General features: G+C 37.6%; 1 pseudogene. It reads right to left on the bottom strand.

Going from position 1 to position 346, the window contains the following annotated elements:
- Positions 1 to 198: pseudogene (locus QE109_RS17655) on the bottom strand (hypothetical protein); the annotation flags it as partial.
- Between the last annotated feature and the right edge of the window lie 148 nt (positions 199 to 346).

Here is a 346-nt window from a genome sequence, read left to right as displayed (position 1 = left end):
TAAGTTAAACTCTGAAATTTCATAAGGTGATAGTATCGGTACAAATATTACCGCTAACACAATCACGATAAAAAGTGATGCGCCAACAACGGCAACTTTATTTTTTAAGAAGCGTTCCCAGGCGATTCTCCAAGGTCCAACTGCTTTTTTCTTTGTTACAGCAGTTTGTTTAGCTGCTGCTTTTTTAGTATCAGCCATTTTATTCCTCCCACATTTATTATATCAATCGAAAATTTACATTACTTAACACGAACTCTAGGGTCAACAAGTGCATAACTTACGTCAGCAAGTAAGTTACCTGCAAGCATAAGGATTGCATAGAATGTGTTGGCTGCCATGAGCATCG

Origin of the sequence: Fusibacter bizertensis (assembly GCF_029914245.1) — a bacterium.
Lineage (GTDB): Bacteria > Bacillota > Clostridia > Peptostreptococcales > Acidaminobacteraceae > Fusibacter_C > Fusibacter_C bizertensis.
This window is presented reverse-complemented; position numbering and strand designations above follow the sequence as displayed.